General features: G+C 59.1%; 17 protein-coding genes and 1 pseudogene. 6 read left to right on the top strand and 12 right to left on the bottom strand.

From position 1 onward, the window contains the following. Window positions 1-63: 63 nt before the first annotated feature. The 4 genes from AC13Q5_RS14030 to AC13Q5_RS14015 are packed head-to-tail and all read right to left on the bottom strand — an operon-like array spanning window position 64 to window position 3,872. On the bottom strand, window positions 64-1,263 hold the full coding sequence (locus tag AC13Q5_RS14030) for an ABC transporter permease (RefSeq protein WP_488502038.1): 1,200 nt from the start codon (window positions 1,261-1,263) through the stop codon (window positions 64-66). A gap of 4 nt (window positions 1,264-1,267) precedes the next feature. Further along, window positions 1,268-2,410 carry an ABC transporter permease gene (locus AC13Q5_RS14025; RefSeq protein WP_488502037.1) on the bottom strand — a complete coding sequence of 381 codons (1,143 nt, stop codon included), beginning with the start codon at window positions 2,408-2,410 and terminating at the stop codon, window positions 1,268-1,270. Then, window positions 2,407-3,117 (bottom strand): ABC transporter ATP-binding protein, encoded by a 711-nt coding sequence (locus AC13Q5_RS14020; RefSeq protein WP_488502036.1) that lies wholly within the window; start codon window positions 3,115-3,117, stop codon window positions 2,407-2,409. Before AC13Q5_RS14020 ends, AC13Q5_RS14025 begins: the two co-directional genes overlap by 4 nt. Further along, on the bottom strand, window positions 3,114-3,872 hold the full coding sequence (locus AC13Q5_RS14015; RefSeq protein WP_488502431.1) for an efflux RND transporter periplasmic adaptor subunit: 759 nt from the start codon (window positions 3,870-3,872) through the stop codon (window positions 3,114-3,116). The genes AC13Q5_RS14020 and AC13Q5_RS14015 overlap by 4 nt, the downstream gene beginning before the upstream one ends. Between AC13Q5_RS14015 and AC13Q5_RS14010 the strand changes: the two genes are divergently transcribed. Together AC13Q5_RS14010 and AC13Q5_RS14005 are read left to right on the top strand one after the other, a co-directional pair. Then, entirely contained in the window at window positions 3,820-4,257 is a 438-nt protein-coding gene (locus tag AC13Q5_RS14010) for a hypothetical protein (RefSeq protein ID WP_488502454.1), read from the top strand. The two genes, AC13Q5_RS14015 and AC13Q5_RS14010, sit on opposite strands and share 53 nt — an antisense overlap. Window positions 4,258-4,775: 518 nt before the next feature. Next, entirely contained in the window at window positions 4,776-5,672 is an 897-nt protein-coding gene (locus tag AC13Q5_RS14005) for a LysR family transcriptional regulator (protein ID WP_075854389.1), read from the top strand. Window positions 5,673-5,777: 105 nt separating this feature from the next. Here AC13Q5_RS14005 and AC13Q5_RS14000 read toward each other — a convergent pair whose 3' ends face one another. Beyond that, window positions 5,778-7,274 carry an aldehyde dehydrogenase family protein gene (locus AC13Q5_RS14000; RefSeq protein WP_488502035.1) on the bottom strand — a complete coding sequence of 499 codons (1,497 nt, stop codon included), beginning with the start codon at window positions 7,272-7,274 and terminating at the stop codon, window positions 5,778-5,780. A gap of 147 nt (window positions 7,275-7,421) precedes the next feature. Between AC13Q5_RS14000 and AC13Q5_RS13995 the strand changes: the two genes are divergently transcribed. Next, entirely contained in the window at window positions 7,422-8,168 is a 747-nt protein-coding gene (locus AC13Q5_RS13995; RefSeq protein ID WP_488502034.1) for a glucose 1-dehydrogenase, read from the top strand. 132 nt (window positions 8,169-8,300) lie between these two features. Here AC13Q5_RS13995 and AC13Q5_RS13990 read toward each other — a convergent pair whose 3' ends face one another. Further along, window positions 8,301-8,651, bottom strand: coding sequence for a type II toxin-antitoxin system RelE/ParE family toxin (locus tag AC13Q5_RS13990; protein WP_488502033.1), 351 nt, complete (start codon window positions 8,649-8,651; stop codon window positions 8,301-8,303). Then, window positions 8,641-8,910 carry a type II toxin-antitoxin system ParD family antitoxin gene (locus AC13Q5_RS13985; RefSeq protein WP_457879084.1) on the bottom strand — a complete coding sequence of 90 codons (270 nt, stop codon included), beginning with the start codon at window positions 8,908-8,910 and terminating at the stop codon, window positions 8,641-8,643. The genes AC13Q5_RS13990 and AC13Q5_RS13985 overlap by 11 nt, the downstream gene beginning before the upstream one ends. 260 nt (window positions 8,911-9,170) lie before the next feature. Here AC13Q5_RS13985 and serA point away from each other — a divergent pair, with 260 nt between their 5' ends. Beyond that, window positions 9,171-10,409, top strand: coding sequence for a phosphoglycerate dehydrogenase (serA, locus tag AC13Q5_RS13980; RefSeq protein ID WP_488502032.1), 1,239 nt, complete (start codon window positions 9,171-9,173; stop codon window positions 10,407-10,409). A 73-nt stretch (window positions 10,410-10,482) separates the two neighbouring features. Here the strand turns inward: serA and AC13Q5_RS13975 are convergent. From AC13Q5_RS13975 to AC13Q5_RS13965, 3 genes and pseudogenes are all read right to left on the bottom strand, one after another. Then, window positions 10,483-10,860, bottom strand: a pseudogene (locus AC13Q5_RS13975) (efflux RND transporter permease subunit); the annotation flags it as partial. A gap of 515 nt (window positions 10,861-11,375) precedes the next feature. Continuing rightward, window positions 11,376-12,305, bottom strand: a complete 930-nt coding sequence (locus tag AC13Q5_RS13970) for an MYG1 family protein (protein ID WP_488502031.1) — start codon at window positions 12,303-12,305, stop codon at window positions 11,376-11,378. A 196-nt stretch (window positions 12,306-12,501) separates the two neighbouring features. Next, window positions 12,502-13,398: a GGDEF domain-containing protein gene (locus AC13Q5_RS13965; RefSeq protein ID WP_488502430.1), complete on the bottom strand. Its 897-nt coding sequence runs from the start codon at window positions 13,396-13,398 to the stop codon at window positions 12,502-12,504. A 723-nt stretch (window positions 13,399-14,121) separates the two neighbouring features. Between AC13Q5_RS13965 and AC13Q5_RS13960 the strand changes: the two genes are divergently transcribed. Then, window positions 14,122-16,167, top strand: a complete 2,046-nt coding sequence (locus tag AC13Q5_RS13960; RefSeq protein WP_488502030.1) for an SPFH domain-containing protein — start codon at window positions 14,122-14,124, stop codon at window positions 16,165-16,167. Between the two features lie 602 nt (window positions 16,168-16,769). Here AC13Q5_RS13960 and AC13Q5_RS13955 read toward each other — a convergent pair. Beyond that, on the bottom strand, window positions 16,770-18,257 hold the full coding sequence (locus tag AC13Q5_RS13955) for a GMC oxidoreductase (protein ID WP_488502029.1): 1,488 nt from the start codon (window positions 18,255-18,257) through the stop codon (window positions 16,770-16,772). A gap of 121 nt (window positions 18,258-18,378) precedes the next feature. On the opposite strand from AC13Q5_RS13955, the gene AC13Q5_RS13950 reads away from it, so the two are divergent. Then, window positions 18,379-19,263 (top strand): sugar phosphate isomerase/epimerase family protein, encoded by an 885-nt coding sequence (locus AC13Q5_RS13950; protein ID WP_488502028.1) that lies wholly within the window; start codon window positions 18,379-18,381, stop codon window positions 19,261-19,263. 25 nt (window positions 19,264-19,288) lie between these two features. On the opposite strand, the gene AC13Q5_RS13945 is transcribed toward AC13Q5_RS13950, so the two are convergent. Continuing rightward, window positions 19,289-20,134, bottom strand: a complete 846-nt coding sequence (locus tag AC13Q5_RS13945; protein WP_488502027.1) for a sugar phosphate isomerase/epimerase family protein — start codon at window positions 20,132-20,134, stop codon at window positions 19,289-19,291. Window positions 20,135-20,359: the final 225 nt, after the last annotated feature.

The following is a 20,359-nucleotide window of genomic DNA, read 5'->3' as shown; positions in this document are numbered from 1 at the left end:
GCAGGCCAGAGCCCCGCTAGGGGTGTGGATGGTGTTGGCGCGACCACCGTTGCGCGTGAAAGGTCATCCGCTCGAGCGAAGTGCCGCGGTCAAAGGAAGCCGGCTGGCGACGGTTGCCGGTAATGCGCCACCCAGAATGCCGATCGCAAGTCCGAGCAGACCCGCCGTCGCCATGACATCGCCAGTTACGGAAAGCTGGAACGCCATGCGCGCGCCATTGGCACCAACCGTGCTTGCCTGCCAGCCATTGAAGACCAGCCAGGATGCCATCAGCCCGAACGCCACGCCAAGTGCGGCAAGCACGATCGCCTCTACCCATGTGCCGAGAAACGCGGACATTCTGCTGAAGCCGAGTGCCCGCACCGTTGCGATCTCGACGGTACGGTCCGACACGGAGTTCATCATCGTGTTGAGTGCGCCGGCGGTCGCGCCAACGGCCATCAACAGCGCAAGCGGCCAGCCGAACAGCCGGATGAGGCTGGCCGTGCGGGCCGATTGCGCCGCATAGAGATCGGCCTCCACAACGGCGCGCAGCGGCGTCGTCCTTATTATGTCGAGCTTGGCTTGCAGCCGTGGCAACAAGGCAGGATTGGCAAGGCGCAAGCGCAGGCTCTGGACCTGCCCCTGCCGGTCGAAAGCCGATCGAACAGCGTCGAGATCGCCCCAGATCTCGGACTCGAAGGCGCTGCCTCGCGCCGAGAATAGGCCGACCACCGTCCAGTCAACCGTGCCGAGCCGCAGGGTGCTGCCGATCGATATTCCGAGCTGCTGCGCGAGGCGGTCCCCGACGACAATCTCGCGCGATCCGGGTGTGAACTGACGGCCGGCCGACAAGGCAATATGGTCTCGGATCGAGGGACCGGACTGATCCATGCCGCGAAGCGCCAAGGTCCGACCCGCGTCTGATCCGCTCGATTTGGCGTCGACGGCAACGACGATTTCGCGTGAGAAAATCGGCACGCCGTTGGCGTCTCGCGTCACACCGATATCGTCAGTCATAGCGCTCAAGGTGCGAATAACAGAGGCCGGAACGTCGGAGCCGTTTTCCTGATTGGTGCCGCCACCGAGGACAACCGCGACCGAATTGGACCCAGCACTTTGCAACGCCGTCTCGAACCCCCTTACCATGGCCAGGAAACCTGCGAGAACGCAGACGACGAGCGTCACGGAAAGAACCATGGAGGCGGAGATGGCGATGCGTCGCGGCAGGCTGAGCAGGTTTGCCCTGATCATGACGAATGCTTGCTTGGCATTGGAGGACATGAATCTACCTCGTTCTAAATGCGGAGATTATCGGGATCCTGAGCGCGTTCAGGGCCGGAAGCGTGCCGGTTACAAGCGCTAACAGGGTGACCATCACCAGGGCTCTTGCAAAAATCGCATTTGAAAAGACGAGGCCGATTGCTGGCCCCGTGATGATCGTTGCAAGCAGTGCAAACATGAGACCGATGGTGGCGCCGACCACGAATATGAAGAATGTTTCACCCAGGATCAGAGCCATGATCCGCGAGCCGGAAAAGCCCAAGGTTTTCAACATGCCGATCTCGAAGGTGCGCTCGCGAACGGCAAAGACCATGGTATTGCCGACGATCATGAGCAGCGTGACGAATGCCGCCCCGACCACCATGTCGACGATCAATCCGATATCGGCATATTGGCGCAAGAAGGCCTCGAGAAACTGTTTTTCCGACCTGGTCTGTGTCGGCGCCGCAGAATTGGCGAACAGCTGATCTATCTTCGAGGCAAGTTCTCCCGCCTGGACACCTGGTTGAGGTCTGACGATGAAGGCATCGACTGTGTCCTTGTTGCGAGCTCTGAGCGTATTGACATAGTCGTATTGAGCGACCACGAAATAGGTGTCGGTGGAGGCGTTTTCGCCGTCGAAGACGCCGGCGATTTCAAAGGACCAGTCGCGGCTGCCATCCTGCTTTGCCGTATCGAAGCTAGTGACGGTGATCTTCTGGCCGACGGCCCAGCCTTGCGCCTCGGCAAGCGCCCGGCCGACAAGGACAGTACTGCGATCCTTGCCAAGTGCGCTCATCAGATCCGGCGTTAGCCCGAGCTCCTTGCCGTTCGAATTGAAGAGCCGGGCAGGTTCGGAAGCACTCACGGGAATGATGTTCTTTTCGACTGTTACAAAGCCGCGCAGGCGCGACATATAGCCGACAGTGGCTACACCTGGTTCGGCGCCGATCCGGTTCAGGTAGGAAATCGGCAGTGGCTGGGCGCGGCCAGCCGCGCTCATGACGCCAAGGATGTCCTCGCTGGCCGCCGACGAGCCCTGGCTACCGTCGATGAAGCTCGTCGTCAGGCCGTAGATGAGAAAGGCCGTGGCGACGCTGACCATCAACAACATCGTGCGCAGCGGCTTACGCCACGCACTCTTTCGCACGAGATCGAGGAACGTCATGCGTCCGCCCTCCGCTCTTCGACGAACTTGCCCTTGTCGAGATGAAGCGTTCGGCCGGCATAGCTTGCGGCTTGCGGGTCGTGGGTCACCATGATGATGGTCTTGCCGAGCTCATGGTTCAGAAAACGCAGCATTTCCAGCACCTCGTCCGCCGAACGGCGGTCGAGATCGCCCGTTGGCTCGTCGCAGAGCAGCAGGGCCGGGTCCGCGACGATCGCCCGCGCGATGCCGACGCGCTGCTGCTGGCCGCCCGACATCAGCTTCGGATACTGCTTCTGGCGACCCGAAAGTCCGACCAGATCCAGAACCTTGTCGACGCGGGCCTGGCGTTCCCGCGACGAGAGCGGCTTCAGCAGAAGCGGCAGTTCGATGTTTTCGGCCGCGTTCAGCATCGGCAGGAGATTATAGAACTGGAAGACGATGCCCATATTGTGAGCGCGCCAGGAGGAGCGGGCCGACTCGCCCATCTGGTCAAGATTGCTCACCCCGATGCGCAGGCGTCCCTGATCCGGCTTGTCTATGCCTGACAGCATGTTGAGCAGCGTCGATTTTCCGGATCCGGAAGGCCCCATGATTGCTACAAACTCGCCGCGCGCGATTTGCAGGTCGAGATTGGAAAAAATTGGGATAGTCTCCGTCCCTATCCTGTATTCCTTCTTGACGCTGTTGAGCACGATATATGGCTCGTTGCCGGTAGAAGAGGTCATTGAAGATTGTCTCCTGACTGTTGGGCTGGAACGGTGGAAATACGAATACGGGCGGCCATGTTCGGCATGATGCCGTCGGGTGGATTGAGGAGCGCAAGGCGCAGCGTGATCGTGCCTTTCTCCGCCGAGGCGACCGGCCACAGCTGCAGGATCTCGATCGCGAAAGGCTTGTCCGGGAAGCCGTCGAGGACGGCCTCGCCGCGAAGACCCGGCCGAAGCTCGCCGATATTCGTCTCGGCGACGTCGGCGTCGATCACCAGGCTCTTGGTATCGGTGATCGTCAGCAGGCTTTCATTTTCCTTGATACTGTCTATTCGGGCCAGCACCCGGCCGCCGACGTGGGCGTCGAGCCGCGTCACCGTGCCCGAGATCGGGGCTCTGACGGTCAATGCATCGACATGTTCTTGCGCGATCTGCACGCCGAGTTGCGCTCTGGCATAGCTTTGGCGCGCCTGGTCGACGGCATTCGACGCCGTGTCCCTGGCTGTTTGCGCCTCCTCGACGGATTGGATGGAGACGGCGCTCTTTGCAGAGAGCGCCACATTACGTCGCAGCGAGCTGTCGGCCTGCTTGAGCGCCAGGATCTTTCCGTCAAGGACGAGCTTTGCGGCATCACTGTCGGCCCTGGCTTGCTCGAGCGAGAAGTCGGCGCTGACGTCATCGATTCCGACGATGATCTGCCCGGCTTCGACGCGATCGCCGATGCGCACGCCAATCGATGCGATCTCTCCCTCATATTTGGAAAAAACCGTCACGATGCGTGGCGCAACGACGAAGCCGGACCCGGTTATCTCGGGCGCTGATGCCAATCTGGGCGAATTGGCGGAAGGGATGGGCGAACCAGTACCGGAACCCGCCCGACTGGGTGTCACGCTTGGTTCGCCGTCGGTTTGCGCTGTTCCCAACGTCACGACTTCCGGCTGGAGAGCGGTTTTGAGGCGAGGCGCGATATCCGGCCAGAAGAAAGCGACTGCGATCGCGCTGATGGCAAGGGCAAACATAGCAATTGAGAGGACAAGCCGCCGGTTCTTCCTGACCGGCGACTCCACTGTTTGGAACGAAGGCTCAAGAGACAACGACCTGAGCGTTTCGGCGAGTTTGCGAGTTTGTTCGGTGTTCGTGTTCATGCCGCCAACATGAACAAGATCCGCAAAGACTCGACCTCAAACGCGTTCCAGCTCGTACTCGATCGCGATCTGGTACTTTTTGCCCTTGCCTCGAAGCGGTCTTCTTGCGCCACTCCAGGGGCGTAGTCTCCGTTGCGCGGCGAAAGCCGATGAAAACAAGAACCAGGACAACATCGATCGCGCCGTGCCAGAAAATCAGGGGTATCAAACAAGGATCGCCGACGGGCAGTGGACGCCGTCGTCATTTCCTCCTACTTGCCGGAAATCATGGCCGTTTCCGATCGCATTCTTGTAGTCAAGCGCGGCCGCGTTGTCGAAGAAATGACGGCATCGAATGCATCCGAAGAGAAAATCATGTTTGCAGCCGTTCATTGATCCCCTCCCGATCCAGGCTCCTCAGCAGGTCGCTTGCACCGAGCATCGCAGGCGGCTTTTTTCTACGGTCGATCTTGTCATGATCGCATGGCGGAATATGCTCACCTTCGGAGGGGTCGATCGGTATCGATCGGCGCAAGTGAGACCACAACAATCATGCCGAATATCAATCTGAAATTGCTGCAAACCTTTCTTCTTGCAGCGGAATCCGGAAGCTTTCGTAAGGCTGCGGAAGAAAGCAACCGGTCACCTTCTGCAGTCAGCATGCAGATCAAGGATCTCGAGGAGCAGATAGGCATCAGCCTGTTCACACGCACGCCGCAGCGGGTCAACCTCACCAGCGAGGGCCAGGTGCTATTTGAGGAGATTGGGCTTGCCATGGCCGATGTGCAGGCAAGCCTCGACAAGCTGACGGAACTCGCCGCCCGTCGCAAGGGAAAGATCCAGATCGCTTGCGCCCCGACCCTTGCCACCAGCCGCCTCGGCGACATCCTATCAACCTTCAAGCTGCGTTATCCACGCAGCGTGGTCGAGGTGCAGGAAACCCCGCCACAGGCGGCGCTCGCCATGCTGCAGCAGCAAGAGGTCGAATTCTACATCGGTCCGGAGGTGCCCAACCTCAACGACTTCCATTTCGAATCGATCATTGACGATCCGCTCGTTGCCTGCATCCCTGAAGAACTCTATGCGGGTGAAAAAACGATCCGGCTGGACGCAATCACGCAGTTCCCGCTGATCATGCTCAATCGCAAGACCGCCGTTCGCGGCCTCGTCGATCGCCTGACGCGCGAGGAAGGCATCGAGCTCAATGTCCAGTATGAAGTCGAGAGCGCGCAGACCGCGCTGGCGCTTGCCTCGTCCGGACTAGGCGTGTCGATCGTGCCGGGCATCGCGCTCGGGCGGAACGTCGACCGCCGCATTCGCGTTGTGCCGCTCGACAATCCCAACGCCCGGCGGGCCGTCGGCATCATCACAACCCGTGGCTACGTGCAGCAGCGCTATGCCGAGCAGCTTATCGCCCTCATCCGCACCAATCTGCGCGGCGAAGGCTGAGCCCTGGAGCAGCTCAACGCTTCACGGAATCGCTCAACTGCTCTATCTCTTTGTTTTCACGCAATTCCGGACGGAAAACCGCTGCGCACTTTTGCTGGAATTGCTCTAGTCGGTCTGTATCCATACGGCCTTGGTTTCGAGATATTCGTGAAGGTGCTCGATGCCGCCCTCGCGCCCGTAGCCGGACATCTTCATGCCGCCGAATGGCACGGCCGGATCGAGCGCGTGATACATGTTCACCCAGACCGATCCCGCCTTGATGCGGCGTATCAACTTGTGCGCCATCCCAAGATTCTGGGTGAAGATGCCAGCCGCCAGCCCATAGGGCGATGCGTTGGCGCGCTCGACCGCCTCCTCGATCGTATCGAAGGGCATAGCTGAAATGACCGGCCCGAAGATCTCCTCGCGGGCGATCCTCATCTCGTCCCTGACATCGCCGAATACGGTCGGGGCGATGAAGTTTCCCTTATCGTAGAGAGAGCCGGAAAGGCGCGTGCCGCCCGCAACCAACGCGGCGCCTTCACTCTGTCCGGATGCGATGAAGCTCTCGACGATTTGCGCCTGGCGGGCGGATATCAGCGGCCCGATATCAGTCTCGGCATCAATCCCATGACCGATCCGCAGCGAGCGGGCAAAGTCGCCGACTTTGGCCACGAATTCCTCGTGGATCTCGCGCGCCACGAACAGGCGCGAACCGGCGATGCAAATCTGCCCCGAATGCGCAAAGACCGCCATGGCGGCGACAGGCACGGCACGATCTATGTCAGCATCACGGCAGACGATCACCGGCGACTTGCCGCCAAGCTCGAGCGAGACCCGTTTCAGATTGCCGACTGCGGCACGGGCGATCGATTGCCCCGTGGCGGTGGACCCCGTAAAGACGATCTTGTTGACGTCGGGATGTTCGGCCAGCCGGGCACCGGCGACCGCCCCCTTGCCGGTGACGATGTTGACCACTCCGTCCGGCACGCCGGCCTCTTGCATGAGTTTGGCAATCAGCAGCGGCGTGAGTGGCGCATCCTCCGAAGGTTTGAGCACCACCGTGCAGCCTGTCGCCAGCGCTGGGGCGATCTTCCAGATCGAGGCCGCGGTGGGCGCGTTCCAAGGAATGATCGCACCGACAACCCCGATCGGCTCCCGACGGGTGAAGGTCACGATCTCCCCGGGAATTGAGTTGTCGATCACCTCGCCATGAAGCGCGGTCGCCATGCCGGCATAAAACCGCAGCATGCCGATGACCCGTCGCTTGTTGGCAAGCGTGCGCATGATCGGCATGCCCATGTTCAGCGTGTCGGAAACCGAGAGGCGCTCCCAGTTCTCCTCGAACAGGTCGGCGATTTTCAGGAGCAGCGTCTGGCGCTCATAGGGCGAGAACCTCGACCATGGCCCCTCCAGAGCCCGACGCGCCGCGGCAACGGCGCGGTCGATATCGGCGGGGGCAGCCAGCGGAACCGTTGCAAGGACCGCCCCTGTTGCCGGATTATAGGCCTCGCTGACTTCGCCGGATTGGGCGGCAACCCATTGGCCGCCGATGAACATCGGCCGGAAGCCGCCATCGTAAAGCTCAGCCGCCATCTGCTTGGCGTCGAAAGTCAGTGTCATGGCGCGGTCTCCCAGTTTCATTCTGTGGTCGATATTCACTATCAGACCGCTACAACACAAATAAAGAAACCTAAAAAGGCGTTCAGATAATCGGACTGTGAAATCGCTCCGACTTATCCGATGCTGGAGCAAATGGAGGACCTTGATATGCGTCTTAAGGAAAAAGTGGCGATCGTCACCGGTGGCGGATCGGGTTTCGGAGAGGGAATCCTCCGGAAATTCGTAGAAGAAGGTGCGCGGGTCGTCCTCGTCGACCGTGACCTTGCTGCCGCCGAACGAGTGGCAAAACAGCACGATAGATCGGTCGTGCCGCTTGCTGGCGATGTCGCCACGCTCGAGAGCCTCGTCGCAGCGCGGGATCTGGCGCTGGCACGCTTCGGCGGCTTGCACATCCTCGTCAACAATGCCGGCATCGGGCAGCCGCCGATGCCGATGGAGGACATGGACGAAAGCCTGTTCGAGCGCATCTTCAACGTCAACATCCGCTCGATCTACAATGGGGCACGCGCGGTGTTGCCGCATTTCAAGGCTGAGCGGCAAGGCGCCATTCTGAACATCGCCTCCACCGGCGGCGTCTCCCCTCGCCCCAACCTCACCTGGTACAACGCCTCGAAAGGATGGGGCATCGCCGCCACCCGTGCGATGGCCGTGGAGCTTGCTCCCTTTGGGATTCGCGTCAACGCGATCAATCCTGTCGCCGGCGACACGCCGTTGCTCTCGACCTTCATCGGCTCCGACAGCGACGAAAGCCGGGCGCGGATCGTCGCCACCATTCCGATGGGGCGGCTTTCGACACCTGCAGACATGGGCAACGCTGCCGCTTTTCTGTGCTCGGACGAAGCGAGCATGATCACCGGTGTCGATCTCAATGTCGATGGCGGCAAGTGCATCTGAAGAGGCTGCCATGAAGGATATCTATGAGATTGCCGTGGTTCACATCGGACCGGAAATCTGCGCAGTGGGCCAAAGATCGTTCCTGACCAGCGGACGCCTGCGCTGGCGCAGTTTCTGGCAAAAGAACGCGGCTTATTCCCGTTGGCCAAGCCGCTTCAGGAATCGGCGCCGGTGGTCTTGCCCGCCGAAGAAGATCGCGAGCACGCGAACAAGTTGCCTCTCATCGTCTACATCGAAATAAAAGATAGCCCGGTTCTTGGTAACCTGGCGTAGGCCTGAGGCCACGGAAGGTAGGAGCGTTCCCTGGTATGGCGCCTGGGCAAGTGCTTCCATGTCCGCTTCGATCGCGTGGATCCGCGCTGCGGCGCGATCGAAAGCATCAGGCAGCGGATCGCCAAGCGCAATATAGACTTCGATCAGATGGTCGAGGATCAGGCCGAGGTCCCGGTCGCTGTCGGCCGAACGCACGACTCTAAAGACCACGAGATGCCTTCTTGGAGGAGATCAGCTCCTGGGTCCGTCGGCGACTTTCCTCCAAGGTCAGAAAATCACCTGCCTGACGGTCGGAAATCAGAGCTTTCAAGGCCGAAAGCTCAGCCTCCCTCAACTCGGCTTCTTCGCGAACGAGTTCAAGTCCATGCTGCACGACAGCACTCAGGCTCGAAAATCGTCCCTCTTCGACAAGCTTTCGGGCAAAGACGTCCTGCTGATCGGAAATCGAGACAGATGCTTTTACCGACATTCAATTTCGCTCCTGACTGCCAGGTGATATATACTACTCAGTAGTATTGCCGTCAATCCACCGCCTGATAAAGCGACCAATCTGGCCAACCACGAGAAGATGAAGATAGGCTCGTCGCCGTGGTGACCTGATGGAACAAGGCTCATATCTGCCGAGCGAATTGAGTTTGTTCTTGCGCTGTCCCTTGGATGGTCTAAGTGATGTGATCATCGCGGCGAGCGATATCGGCCTAATCGAATTTGACTATCGAAGGTAATTCAATGACCGGACAACTGTCTCTTCCTCGTGATCGGATCTCCGTCCTTCTATTGGAAGGGATCAGTCAGAGCGCGGTGGACTATTTTATGTCATCCGGCTACGTCAATCTCATTCATTTGCCGAAAGCCCTCGATGACAAGGATCTCAAAAGTCATATAGCCGAAGCGCACATCATCGGCATTCGGTCGCGCACGCAGCTAACAGAAGAGATTTTCAGCGCCGCAAAGAAGCTGATGGCCGTCGGCTGTTTTTCCGTGGGAACGAATCAGGTCGATCTGGATGCAGCGCGGCGACGTGGAATCCCGGTGTTCAACGCCCCCTATTCGAATACGCGTTCGGTCGCCGAGCTTGTCATCGGCGAAATCATCATGCTGACCAGACGGATTTTCCCGCGTTCGGCTTCCGCTCATGAAGGTGGATGGGACAAATCCGCCGAAGGCAGTCATGAGATGCGCGGAAAAACGCTTGGTATCGTGGGCTACGGCAACATCGGCTCGCAGCTGAGCGTTCTTGCGGAAAGCATGGGCATGAACGTTCGCTATTTTGATCCTTCGGACAAGCTTCGCCACGGCAATTCAGAATCCATGGCTTCGCTCGGTGAACTGCTGGAAATCTCAGATTTCGTGACGATGCATGTTCCCGAAACCAGCTCGACGCAAAACATGATAACTGAGGCCGAGCTGCGCCGAATGAAAAAGGGCGCCTTCTTCATCAATAACTCCCGTGGCACGGTGGTCGATCTCCACGCGCTTGCAAAGGTTTTGAAAGAGGGACATCTCGCAGGTGCGGCAGTCGACGTGTTCCCCAAGGAGCCGGCATCGAACAAGGAGCGTTTCGAAACGCCGCTGCAAGGTTTGGACAATGTGATCCTCACTCCGCATATTGGCGGGTCGACCGAAGAAGCCCAGGAACGTATCGGAAGGGAAGTTTCCAGGAAGCTTGTGGAATATTCCGATGTCGGGTCGACGCTGGGCGCGGTTAATTTCCCCCAGGTTCAATTGCCACCGCGTCCAAACGGCACGCGTTTCATCCATGTTCACGAAAATCGCCCTGGTATCTTGAACAGTCTGAATACGATCTTTTCATCGCGCGGACTGAATATCGTCGGCGAGTTCCTGCAGACACACGGCGAAACGGGTTACGTGGTTATCGAAGTCGAAGGCGTTGGCCAAACGGCGAATGAGATACTTGACACCCTTCGCCAGATCCCGGGAACGATACGAGCGCGATTGGTTTACTGACGGACATTGCCCCCAGACCTGCCCCGTCCCGATAGATTTCTGCGATCGGTGTGAAGCTTCCGTTCGCCCGGTCTTAGCGCAGGATTTTCAACTGTTCTTGTCCTATCTCGTCTCTGCGCGAGATCCGGCGACTCTTGGTAAGCCACTTGGAAAATCCATCGAGATAGAGGTAGACAACTGGCGTGGTGAGCAAGGTTAGGGCCTGGCTGACAGCCAAGCCGCCGAACATGGCAAAACCCAGAGGCTGGCGCAGTTCCGAACCCGTCCCGTGGCCAAGCATCAGCGGCACCGCCCCCAGCATGGTCGCCATGGTGGTCATCATGATCGGCCGGAACCGGATCAATGCTGCTTTGCGTATCGCCTGCTCGCTCGTCAATCCCTCGCTGCGTTCTCCCTCGATGGCGAAGTCGACCATCATGATGCCGTTCTTCTTGACGATGCCGAGGATCAGGTAGACCACGACGAGTGCGCCGGCCAGTGGGTGTACGATGGAGCCCAGTGACTGCTGGAACGCCTGGGCTTGTACTTCGACAAGGCTCTCAAGTTACTGTGAATTAGACCCGCCCGACGAGCCTTCTTCACATATCGCTTTTCCAGCTTCCTGGCTTCGCATGGCGGTCTGAGCCCCTTGCTGTTTGGCATCCGGCAAAAAACCGGCCAGCAACTGCGCAAGTCGTTCTTTCGACATCGGCGGGGCAGATAAGCGCATGATGGGCCTCCATTTCGACGTCTTGATCGTGCCCACGCACACTCATGGGAGCAATGGTGGGGTAGGATCATCCCCAGATAACTTCACTCGGAAGCATTTCCAGTCGATCCGAACGGGTGCAAACCCAGGGGCAATCCTACCCATGGCTGTAAAATGATAAAGGACAATTGGCCGAGCAGCCCCACCTGCCAATGTCTCCGATCTTCAACCGAGCTCGCCTGATGAGACGATGGGCAAGCTCGGCCTCGATCCGATACTCAATCGGCTCTTTTCTCCGCGTCCTTCACTGCCAACTTGGCCAGAGCGAGCGCAGCCTCTCGCGTTTTGGCGGCGGCAATAAAACGGCCGTTATGGCAGAAACTGGCGCCCTCAATTCCAGTGGCCACTTCCAGGTCATGACCGCTCAACCCCGCCCAGGCGGCTGGAAGGTCGGCGCGCAATTCAAAACCCTCCTCCGCTCGGCGGATTCCGGTCAGGCACCAATCGGCCTCGCGCGGATGGACCACGAACAAGAGATGGTCGGCGCGTGCTTTAACAATTGCCGGACGAAATGGCATGCCCATCGGCAGCTCGAGAACGCGGCTCTCGCCTGCAGATCCGATCGCCTGCAGCACCAACGCTTCAGCGCGCAGCTTCGCATGGATCCCGGCAATCCTTGCTTCGACAAAACTGCGGGCGATTGCAACAGCAGCATGAAATGCCCGGTCTGTCGCCTCCGGATCCGCATCGTCGAAGACGGGCTTCAACGTTTCGAGCAAGGACGGCAGGGTCAGTCCGGCGAGCAAGCCGGCGCTGTCCGGGCTGAGCGCGCCATTGTCAACCAGGTCGATCGGCAAGACGAAGCTGGCATCGAAAGCGGCATGCACGGTCTCGACGAAGCCGTTCGGAACGGCGAGGGCTGTCAGGTAGCCGCGGCCGAAATGTTTCCAGATCAACCCGAACGAACTGTAGGGCTGACTGTCATCGCGCTGCGGTGCGCCGCGCTGGTGATGGTCGAAAATCCCGGCAGCCCTATCATAGGCGCCGCCGACATCGTAGACGATGCGATCAGCGCCGGGCGTGATCCATTCCGGCGCTCTGCTGCGAACCAGCCGCGCATCGGGGAAAAGCCGCGTGAGAATGACACTGGACAACACTTCGTCGGCATGAAAGCCGCCGGAATGGGTGACGAGGAAACTTGGAGCCATACGGCCGTGACCTTACTGTTCGCAAATTGGACGAAGGGGCTGATAGCCAGTTTTGGCTGTCATCTCAACCGTTCATCATCAAAGTGACGGGACGAACGCAGATCGTAGAACGCAAGCGCTGCATCGAGCGGCGGTTGTGACCCGAATGCTGTCGCTGTCGAGCAGCAAGGCGACGTGCCTGGCGTGTGTCAACATTTCAAGCAGCGCGAACTCGATCGCGGCCGCTAAGCTTGGCAGCGTAGAGAGCTTGATCGGCACGTCGGTACAAATCTGGCGCGCTGTCTGTTTCAAGGCAGGCAGCAATGCCAGCCGAACAGGTGTAACCGAAATCCGGTGAGTTGGTGAGCGGGCGGGAAAACCGGATCGTCGTCAACATCCGTTCTATGAGTTCGATTGCATCCTGTTGTGCTGTTCCCGGCATAACGAGTACGAACTCCTCGCCTCCGACCCGCCCGAAACAGTCGGTACGGCGCACATATTGATGAAGCCGGTGCGCAAAATCCCGCAGAACGAGGTCTCCGGCATCATGACCGTGCTTATCGTTGATCAGTTTGAAATTATCGATATCGAATACGGCAAGGCATCCGACGCCGCCGTCCCTGGCGCCAGTCAGCATATCATCTATTCGCGCCATGACGAAACGGCGATTGGCGATCCCCGTCAACTCGTCGGTTTGGGAAGCCTTGATGGCCTGGTCGCGATCTTGCCGGACGCTCCGGCCATCGGCGCGCAACGTTGTTATATCGCTCGCAATGCACAGCATCCAACCATTCTTCTGCATGGTCTCGGTCATCCAAAGCCAGCGACCATCGGTCAAATCTGTCTCGAAGGCTCGATAGCCTATCTTTCCGCGGCGTGACTGCGTCGACCGTAGCCATCCCTCGAAATCGGCCGTGCGAATGACCGTGCCGCGTCCAAGCGTGAAGTTGCGCCGCATCAGATCCGGCCATAGCGGCGTCTCGTCGGGATCGATAAAATAGGCTGACCGAAAGGCATCGTTCGCATATCGCAGCCGGTCCTCAGCATCATAAACCGCGATGAGCGTCGAACTGGTCGCACAAAGGTGCAGAAGCTGTTCGATCATTTCGTCCATATCGAATCCTGCTAATTGAGCTACGTAATATTTACTGCAGAATCCCCACGAGAAAAGGGCGCAGACATCTGGACGGAAGCACGCTGTCCCTTCCATTTGCCATACGTAGTATCTGGAGTATTGGCTCAGCAAGATAGTAGGACGCTTCTCATCTCTGAGCTGCCCCTTTAGACCTCCCGATCGATTGATCGGATGCGCGATCGCATCTTCAACAGATCGGCTCGAGCCTGCGATAGAGCCGAAATCGGCGAGCATCGCGGAATCAGCAGGACGCCATGAGAACCTGCGAAAACTCGAACCTTGCGCAACGCTCTCAGCCATGAAATTCGGCGCGCCCGGTTGCCGTTGGTCAAGGAAGCAAGACTGAAACGATCATGCTGCAACGCGACAATTCAGTAGAATTGAATGCTCGAAATAGCGAAATCGTTGGAAGTACTTATGCGATTTCCATTGTGGGCATCTTTAAACCTATGAGGGCAATGCCTAAGTCGTTTACCGTTATGTCTATCAAGGCAACACCGATGTGAGACGACTCACGACCACGCCGCTCCCCAGTGGGGACTGGAGACGCGCGATCATTTCTCCCAGACAATGAGCAACCGAAACCTTCGACACACCCTTGGTGCGTCGACCGCATAGGCGCGCAATCTCCCCGTTTTATCAATCAATACCAACCGGGCGGCTGTCGGGTGGACGAACCCGTGCGCCCATAGGAGAGAAGAGATGGAAGCCCTCACCAATCTCAGTCCGATGGAATGGCTGGCGATCGAAATCGCCGTTCCTGTTATCGTGCTGGCAATACTCTTTCGATGGAGCGGCGTGATCCGCTATATTCCCAACGACAGGCTCGGTATCCTCGAAAAGCTTTGGAGTTTTCGCGGCTCTGTCAAGAATGGCTTCATTGCACTCAACGGCGAAGCCGGTTTCCAGCCTGAAGTCGTGCGCGGCGGCCTGCATTTCTTCATGCCGTTCCAGTATTCGATGCATCGCGCCAATCTCGTGACCATTCCACAGGGCCAGATCGGCTATGTCTTCGCCCGTGACGGCAAGCCGCTGCCGCCGACCCAGACGCTTGCCTCGAACATAGAAGCCGATGATTTCCAGGATGTGCGCGGCTTTCTGGTCAAAGGCGGCCAGAAAGGCCCGCAGCGCAAGATCCTGCGCGAAGGCACCTATGCCATCAATCTCGCGCAGTTCATCGTGCTGACCGCACAATCGATCTATGCCGTCAATCTCAGTTCATCGGAACAGACGCTGTTTGCTGATATGTCGACGCTGATCACCGAACGCGAGGGCTTCGCGCCCGTCGTCATCCATGACGCCGAAGACATGATCGGTATCGTCACCATCCATGACGGTCCGGCGCTGCCAGACGGCGAGATCATTGCGCCGACGGTCGCCAATGATCCGAAGGATACGAATTTTCACAACAATTTCCAGGACCCGGAGAAATTCCTCAATGCCGGCGGCTATCGCGGCCGTCAGCTGCAGGTGCTTGCCGACGGCAGTTACTTCCTCAACCGCATCTTCGCAACCGTCGAATTGGTCGACAAGACGATCATCAGCGTCGGCACGGTTGGCGTCGTCGTCTCCTATACCGGCCGCCGCGGTGCTGATATCTCCGGCCAGTCCTATCGCCATGGCGAACTGGTCGAGACGGGTGCGCGCGGCGTCTGGTCGACGCCCCTTCTGCCCGGCAAATATGCGTTCAACACCTATGCCGGCAGCATCGTTATCGTGCCCACCACCAACTTCGTGCTCAAATGGACCAAGGAGCAGTTTGGCGAGCACAGGCTGGATGAAAATCTCTCGGAGGTGTCGCTGATCACCAAGGACGCGTTCGAGCCCGTGCTGCCGCTTTCGGTCGTCGTGCATATCGACTATATGAAGGCACCGCTCGTCGTACAGCGCTTCGGCGATATCAAGCGGCTGGTCGAACAGACACTCGATCCGATGGTTTCGGCCTATTTCAAGAATATCGCCCAGACCAAGACCCTGATCGAGCTCCTACAGGAGCGCAGCGAAATCCAGCGCAAATCCGGCGAGGAAATGCGCGAGAAGTTTGCCTCCTACAGCCTCGAACTGCAGGAAGTCCTGATCGGCACGCCGCGCGCCAGCAACGGTCAGAACAGCATAGAGCAGATCCTGATCCAGCTGCGCGAACGCCAGATCGCGGTCGAAAAGGTCGAGACCTATAAACTGCAGGAAGCGGCTGCGATCCAGGAGCGCACATTGCGCGAGAAGGAAGCGCTCGCCGAACAACAGGCCAAGATCACCACCTCTGCACTCACCATCGAGATCAGCGAGAACGAAGGTAAGGCGCAGCTTGCCCGCACCCGCCAGCAGGCGGAAACCATTCAGGTCACCGCCAAGGCCGAGGCCGAGAAAGTGCGGCTTGCGGGCCTCGGCGAGGCCGACCGGATCAAGGCCATCGCGCTTGCCGATGCGGAACGCATCAAGGCGACCGGCTTTGCCGATGCCGAAAAGGTGCGCGCCGTCGGTCTGGCGGAAGCAGAAGCGACCGAGAAGAAGGTCGCAGCCTTCGGTGGGCCGGACTACCAGCTCAACTCGCAGGTCCTCATGCGTTTCGCCGAAGCGATCGAGAACGGCAGGCTGCCGCTCGTGCCGCAGATCCAGGTTGGCGGCGGCGCCGGCGAAAAGGGTGCTACCAATGGTCTTGTGGAAATGATGCTGTCGATGCTGGTAGCCGACCGGCTTGGACGGCAGGAGCCGCCGGCTGCCGTATCTGCGACGATCGCACATGATTGATTTTGGATGGGCCGGCGATGCCGGCCCATCGTCCGTCGCAATTATGAATTTTCGATACTGCAATTTCGATCGCGTCAAGCGAAATGCTCGCGCAGTCCTCGCGGTCGAGGCTCCAGATATCGTCTCAGGGCGTCGGCCTTTGGCACTTACGTCCGCCTCAAGGTGGGGCGGACGCTCCATCGGTAACTTTCGCCATATCGCTTTCTCGCGAACGCGGCTATTGATACCGAGCGCAACCCAATCGATAGTTGCATCGCCAACATACCCTCCTCTTCCGTTGCGAGACCTGCATGTCTTTCCTCACCTCGGGATTTTCTGCACGGCCACTGTATCTACGTGGAATTGGGCTTTCAGCCATGCCGTTGAGTCGAATCGTTGACTTGAGAATCGCGGTTCGTGATAGGGATCTGAACTATGGACCGGTCGTCCACCACCCCACATCCGCTCATAAACTTCGATGCCAACGCTTGCCCGTCGGACCCGCTATCCCAAATCTCTCCAGTGAGGCGATGACCTGGTGCTTCCTACAGAGAGGGTGCCGACGCGCGTTTGGCTGAGACCGACTTTCGAGTTTTTCCTTAACAGCTCGGCCAGTCTCCCGATCAGGCGGTGCGGCGTGCGGCGGCGATCTGGCGGGCGCCGATGCTGGCGAGAGCGACGCTGAACAAGGTTGGATTGGTGGCGGTCATCGTGGGAATGACGCCATTGCCAGCGACATAGAGGTTGTCGAAGCCCCAGACCTTGGAGTTCCTGTCGCAAACGCTGGTACCATCGTCGCGTTCGCCCATGCGGATCGTGCCCTGGTAGTGCAGCGACGAGCCGACGGGCTGCACGAAGGTAGCAAAACCGGGAGCCGGGCGACCGATAATAGCGGAAATGCGCTGGGCATGCCCCTTGGCCTCTTCGAGGCGCGCCTTGTCACCTTCCGACTGACGCCACTGGATGGAAATTGCCGGCAGGCCGAGCCAGTCACGGCGATTGTCGTCGAAGGTGACGCGGTTGTCCGCGCTGATATCCGAGGGCACGAAAACGCCCATGCCGATCGGCTGGCCGCTCATGTCGCTGGCCTGCGGCATCGAGTGCAGGCTCGCCGGAGCGATGGTAACCGAATAGGGGAAATCCTTGGTGGCCGGAATCCAGCTCATCGCGGTCATCGGGACATCGGTCTGCATCTCGGTGATCTGCGAGACAATATAGTGGTCGTTGATATAGCGGCCGAGCGCTTCGGGGCGGATGCCCGAGGCGTAGAGCAGCTGCGGCGAGTGCAGAGAATCACAAGCAACAACGACCGTGCCGGCGCTGACGATCAAGGTTTCTTCCGAGCCGGACCGGACCAGTTCGACGCCCGTGACATGGCCATTTTCATGGAGCACGCGGCGGCAGGCGGTTTCAGAGAGAATATGAAAGCTCTCGTCCGGCTCGTCGACGAGGTCGCCGAGTACGACATCGGTGCCGTGATAGCGCAGGCCATCGGCTTCGGGCGTTGCCGCGAGCGGCATCGGCTGAACGATACGGTCGGACGTGCGACCGGAGTTGAAGACCTCGCCGAGACGCTCGCGCATGGCGATGGCCGTAACATCGCCGGCGCGCGGGTCCTTGTTGGTGCCGAGCAATTTCGCCGACACAGCGAGAGCCTTGTGCATCTCATCTGTGGGGATGAAGGGCACCAGTTCGATCTCGGATGGCACGGGCGTGCCGGTCGACCATTTGGTGCCCATGCCGCCGACATTGGCCGCCGAGAAGCCGGCAAACAGGTTTTCATCCTGGGCATCGGCGTCGTTGGCGATGAAAAGGCCCGAGCGGCGCAGCAAAGAATGGTCGAAGCCACCAGCCCGGCGGGCTTCCCACTCCTCCTTGTTGATCGGCATGCGCGGACTGCGGTCGCCACCCTGGGCATGCACTTCGAACGCCGCACGTTCATCGAGGTCAGCGATATTGTCGAGATGTGCGCCCTTTTGCGGCAGGATCTGCGGGCCGGCTTCAACCATCAGAATGCTTGCTTCCGGCCAGTTATTCCTGATGACCCGTGCATAGGCCGAGCCAGTCGGGCCACTTCCGATGATGACGACGTCGGCAGACTGACGAGACATTCCTGCTATTCCCCATTCTTAAATCAATTTGATTGTAAACAAAGATGTATCGTAGCCGAAGTCAACTGGGATTGTTAAGTTACCGAACAAAGTTTTGCGAAAGCACTCGAGGAGAGGCACGATGAAGATAGGTCTGAGTTCATACAGTTTCCGTCCGTTGATGCAGAGTGGCGCCATGCAGATCGAGGATGTCTTTGCCTGGGTCGGCAAACATGACGGCGATCATGTCGAACTGGCGACGCTCTCCGTCGCGCCCGAAGGGCAGGATCTTCAATATGAACTCGCCAATGATGCAGAGATGCTGGAGCGGCTGAAGGGCGCTTCCCAGAAAAGCGGCGTGCCGCTTTCCGGCCTCTGCATGTCCGGCAATTTCATTGACGACGGCGAGCGAGCATTCCAGCTTGGCCGGCTAAAGCGCTATGTCGAGCTTTGCGACAAGCTCGGCGTCCGCTTCCTGCGCCACGATGTTGTGCCGTGGTCGCTGCGAGCAACGGAGCCCGGCCAGTTCGAAGTAGCATTCCCGGCGATCGCCGACGCCACGCATGAGCTTGCCGCGCATGCCGGGCGCTATGGCGTGACCACCAGCGTCGAGGATCACGGTTTCTTCATGAACTCCAGCGAGCGGATCAAGCGGCTGCTGCATGCCGTCAATCTGCCGAGCTTCAAACTGACCGTCGATATCGGCAATTTCCTCTGCGTCGACGAGAACCCGCTGACGGGAACGCGCGCTTGCCTTTCCCAGGCAAGCTTCGTTCATCTCAAGGATTTCTATGTGCGCCAGACCGCGCCTGGCACGGACTGGCTGCAGACGGTCGGCGGCCAGGCAATCCGCGGCTCGGTCTTCGGCTACGGCGACCTGCCCGTCAGGTCGATCGTCGAGGACATCGTCGCCTCAGGTTATGACGGCTTCGTCTCGCTCGAATATGAAGGCAACGAGCCGACGCAATACGGTTGCGAAACCGGCCTGAAGAATGCGAAGGCGATGTTTGCGGCCGCCGGCCGCTGAATCTTGCCGTTCTGCAATCGCAAGACTAGAGCGCGGCGATCCGGTCGACGCGCTTCTTGAGATCGGCGAGGCGGCGTCGGTCGCCGCCCGGCACCTCGATCGAGGCCCAGCCGGAATAGCCGATATCAGACAGCGCCTTGTTAACGGCCGCCCAATCGCAGTCGCCCTCGCCCAGCTCGACGTCAAAGCCCTTCCATGGGCCTTCGCTGTTCATCTTTTCGAGACTGTATTCCTTGATGTCGATCTTCAGGATACGCTTGCCGAGCGCCTCGATCCAATCTGTCGGCCGACCGTAGCGCAGAACATTGCCGACATCGAAATACCAGCCGAGCTTCGGATGGTTGAAGCGATCGACGAAATCGGCTGCCTCCAGCGGGCTCAGCAGGAAGTCGTTCCACACGTTTTCGAGCGTAATCGACACGCCGCTCTCTTCCGCGGCTGGCAGGATCTTGGCGATTTCCTCGCCGGCTCTCGCATAAGCGGTCTTGTAACTGGTGCCTGCATTGACGACGCCGGGGACGAGTAGCACCGTCGTGGCGCCATAGAGCTTCGCATCGTGCAGAGCCTTGACCATCGACTCGACACAGGCCTGGCGCGCCACTGGATCAGGATCCGTCAACGGACGCTTCCAGTGCACGGCATTGACGAGGCCAGGGATATCAAGGCCGGTCTTGTCGCGGGCGTTCAAGACCTCATCGAACGGCAGATCATTGGGCGAATCGAGCTCAACGCCATCATAGCCGAGATCCCGCAGGAGCTGGAATTTCTCCAGGACGGAAAGTGAAGGCTCCTCGACCATACCCCATTTCAGGCTGATCTTCGCCAAGGGGCGAACGGAAACGGGTGAGGCAATACTGGCAGATTCGGTCATTGATGGGTCTTTATTTGGCATGGAGAGATAAGCGGCGCCACTATGTCAGCCAATGCAAAGCCGATCAATCGGTCATTGGAGGGCAAGACGCGATGCCACCACGCGCGGCTGAATGGGGCCGCGGCGTCCCAGTCTCGCAGTTGAAGATTTTCTCGCCATCATGCTGTCCAGAGGACTTTCGACTTCCATCAGACTAAAGTCCTGCTCTTGATCGGACCTAGGTCT

The sequence above is a fragment of the Martinezella sp. CNPSo 3964 genome, from assembly GCF_057784375.1.
Note: the sequence above shows the minus strand (reverse complement) of the source record. Positions and strands in the feature narration are given on the sequence as shown.